Raw genomic sequence first — 3,368 nt, 5'->3', positions numbered from 1 at the left:
TGCCCAAGAGTCCATATCGACGGCATGGTTTGGCACCTCGATGTCGGCTCGTCGCATCCTGGGGCTGGAGTAGGTCCCAAGGGTTGGGCTGTTCGCCCATTAAAGCGGTACGCGAGCTGGGTTTAGAACGTCGTGAGACAGTTCGGTCCCTATCCGCTGCGCGCGTAGGAAATTTGAGAGGATCTGACCCTAGTACGAGAGGACCGGGTTGGACGAACCTCTGGTGTGTCAGTTGTTCCGCCAGGAGCACCGCTGATTAGCTACGTTCGGGATGGATAACCGCTGAAAGCATCTAAGCGGGAAGCCGGCCTCAAGATGAGATTTCCATACCTTCGGGTGAGAGGCTCCCAGCCAGACTACTGGGTTGATAGGCCAGATGTGGAAGTGCAGTAATGCATGCAGCTGACTGGTACTAATAAGCCGATGACTTGATAACACACCGTTTGTTGGTGCTACGCGTCCACTGAGTGGTTCTCGATGTACGGTCGAGAACCGCATAACAACAATGACTTTGTTATGTGTTTGATTGAAACATCAATAGTGTTTCGGCGGCCATAGCGTGAGGGAAACGCCCGGTTACATTCCGAACCCGGAAGCTAAGCCTCACAGCGCCGATGGTACTGCAGGGGGGACCCTGTGGGAGAGTAGGACACCGCCGGACTCCTTTTAGACAAGAAAGCCACCCAATGCTGGGTGGCTTTCTTGCGTTGTGCTCGAGCAGAGCACGAAGAGCCATCCCTCGTGGGGTGGCTCTTCTGCGTTAACACGACCGTCGCAACGCAGTTCAGCGCTTCAGGCGTGCCTCGAGCATGGCCGCGCACTCCTGCACAGCGGCAGCGAGCAGTTCCTCATCCAGATCCGCACGGCCCCACGTCACCGCCACCGCGGCAACCGGCCAGCCGGCAGCGTCGAGAACTGCGGCGCCCACACTGCGCAGCCCGTCCGCGATCTCACTGTTCTCCGTCGCATATCCCCTCGTCCGCACATCGCGGAGCAGTTCGCGCAGTTCGCGCGGCGTGCGAGGTCCGAGTCCCGTGCGATCGGGGAACGCCGAGACGTCCGGATAGAGCGCCCGCACCTGCTCGCGGGGGAGCTCCGCCAGCATCGCGCGGCCCGAAGCCGTGAGGTGCGCGGGAAGCCGCACACCCACATCCGTCACCAACGCCGGCCTCCGAGGTGCGCGTTCCTCGACGATGTACAGCACATCCCCACCGCTCATCACCGCCAGGTGCGCGCTCTCCCCCAACCGGTCCGAGAGCGCAGCCACCAGAGGACGGCCCCTTCGCGCCAAAGGCTGTTGGCGGGTGTAACCGCCGGCGAGCTCGAAAGCTGAGGTGCCGAGCCCCCAGCGTCTCTCCTCGCGCAGGTGCAGCACGAATCCGTGAGCGGCCAGGGTGGTGAGCAGATGATAGACCGTGGACCGGGGCAGTTCGAGCTCGCGCGCGATCGCCGACGCCGCCACGGGTGCGGGCCGTCCGGCGAGATAGCTCAGGATGCGGAGCGTGTTCTCCGCCGCAGGCACCTGCGCGGTCGGCTGCTGCGCGGTCAGCGCTTCCACCGCCGGGACCTCGACCTCCGGCATCTGCGGGGTCTTCGCGTTGTCTGGGATCACAGACACAGCATCGCACGAACAGGTGTCCCCAGCCACACGTCGGGTGTGGAATCGAACCATGACTGAACTCGCCCCCGTGCTGGTCGGAGCGGCCCCGCTGTCTCCCGCCGATGTCGTCGCCGTCGTCCGTCGCAACGCACCCGTGCAGCTCGACGCGGATGCGCTCGCGCGCGTCGCCGACACCCGTCGCGTGATCGACGGCCTCGCGGCGGACCCGAACCCGCACTACGGCGTGTCCACCGGGTTCGGCGCTCTCGCGACCACCTTCATCGCCCCCGACCGTCGCATGCAGCTGCAGGCCAGCCTGATCCGCTCGCACGCCGCGGGCACCGGGGCCGAGGTCGAGCGCGAGGTCGTGCGCGGACTCCAGCTCCTGCGGCTGCAGACCCTCGCCTCCGGCCGCACCGGCGTGCGTCCGGTCGTCGTCGAGACCTACGCCGCGCTGCTCAACGAGGGCATCACGCCTGTCGTCCGCGAGTACGGCTCGCTCGGCTGCTCCGGCGACCTCGCACCTCTCGCCCACATCGCCCTGGCTGCGATGGGGGAGGGAGAGGTCCGCGATGCATCCGGCGCACTGCTCCCCGCCACCGAGGCCCTCGCCGCCGCCGGCATCGAGCCGCTCACCCTCGTCGAGAAGGAGGGGCTCGCGCTCATCAACGGCACCGACGGCATGCTCGGCATGCTGGTGCTCGCACTCCACGACCTCGAGACGCTCCTGCTCACCGCCGACCTCGCCGCGGCGATGTCGGTCGAGTCGCAGCTCGGCACCGACGCGGTGTTCGCGGCTGACCTGATGGCGCTTCGTGCGCAGACGGGTCAGGCCGAATCCGCCGCCAACTTGCGCGCATTCCTCGGTGATTCCCCCATGGTCGCGAGCCACAAGGGGCCGGACGACGGCCGGGTGCAGGATGCCTACTCGCTGCGCTGCTCGCCCCAGGTGCATGGCGCCGCGCGCGACACCCTCGCCCATGCGACACTGATCGCCGGACGCGAGCTCGCCAGTGTCATCGACAACCCCGTCATCACCCTCGACGGACGCATCGAGTCGAACGGCAACTTCCACGGCGCTCCGGTCGCGGCGGTCCTCGACTTCCTCGCGATCTCGGTCGCCGACGTCGCCTCGGTCTCCGAGCGTCGCACGGATCGCGCGCTGGATCCGGCCCGCAGCCACGGGCTTCCGCCCTTCCTCGCAGACGAGGTCGGCGTCGACTCCGGCCTCATGATCGCGCAGTACGCGGCCGCCGGAATCGTCTCCGAGCTCAAGCGCCTCGCGGTGCCGGCATCCGTCGACTCGATCCCCTCTTCCGCGATGCAGGAGGATCACGTCTCCATGGGATGGGCGGCCGCCCGCAAACTGCGCCGGGCGATCGACGGCCTCGGCCGCGTGCTCGCGATCGAGATCCTCACCGGCGCCCGCGCCCTCGACCTGCGCGCCCCGCTGCAGGCCGGACCCGCGACCGGAGCCGTGCGCGACCTGGTCCGCACCGTGGCCGACGGCCCCGGACCCGACCGCTTCCTCTCGCCGGAGATGGAAGCCGTCACCGCCCTCGTCCAGTCGGGCGACGTCGCCCGCATCGCAAAGGAGCACGCTCATGGCTGAGTCCACCGCATCCGACACCACCCCATCCGACACCACCCCATCCGGCGCTCCGGTCTCGGGACCCCGCGTCGTCCGGGCAGCCCGCGGCAACCAGCGCACCGCGAAGAGCTGGGGCGCGGAAGCCGCCAAGCGCATGCTGATGAACAACCTCGACCC

Annotated in this window: 2 protein-coding genes and 2 rRNA genes; 3 read left to right on the top strand and 1 reads right to left on the bottom strand. The window is 67.5% G+C overall.

All coding sequences use genetic code 11. The annotated features are described in order from the left end of the window. Together B2869_RS14300 and rrf are read left to right on the top strand one after the other, a co-directional pair. Positions 1-436 (top strand): 23S ribosomal RNA (locus tag B2869_RS14300); the annotation flags it as partial. A gap of 108 nt (positions 437-544) precedes the next feature. Then, positions 545-661, top strand: a 5S ribosomal RNA gene (gene rrf, locus B2869_RS14295). A 123-nt stretch (positions 662-784) separates the two neighbouring features. Here the strand turns inward: rrf and B2869_RS14290 are convergent. After that, positions 785-1,582: an IclR family transcriptional regulator gene (locus B2869_RS14290; RefSeq protein WP_292767937.1), complete on the bottom strand. Its 798-nt coding sequence runs from the start codon at positions 1,580-1,582 to the stop codon at positions 785-787. An 88-nt stretch (positions 1,583-1,670) separates the two neighbouring features. Here B2869_RS14290 and hutH point away from each other — a divergent pair, with 88 nt between their 5' ends. Beyond that, entirely contained in the window at positions 1,671-3,212 is a 1,542-nt protein-coding gene (hutH, locus tag B2869_RS14285) for a histidine ammonia-lyase (protein WP_029260162.1), read from the top strand. The last annotated feature ends 156 nt before the right edge of the window (positions 3,213-3,368 follow it).

Origin of the sequence: Microbacterium sp. UBA3486 (assembly GCF_002377845.1) — a bacterium.
GTDB classification, from domain to species: Bacteria; Actinomycetota; Actinomycetes; order Actinomycetales; family Microbacteriaceae; genus Microbacterium; species Microbacterium maritypicum_A.
The sequence above is the reverse complement of the archived record's forward strand: the minus strand, read 5'-3'. Positions and strand labels throughout refer to the sequence as shown.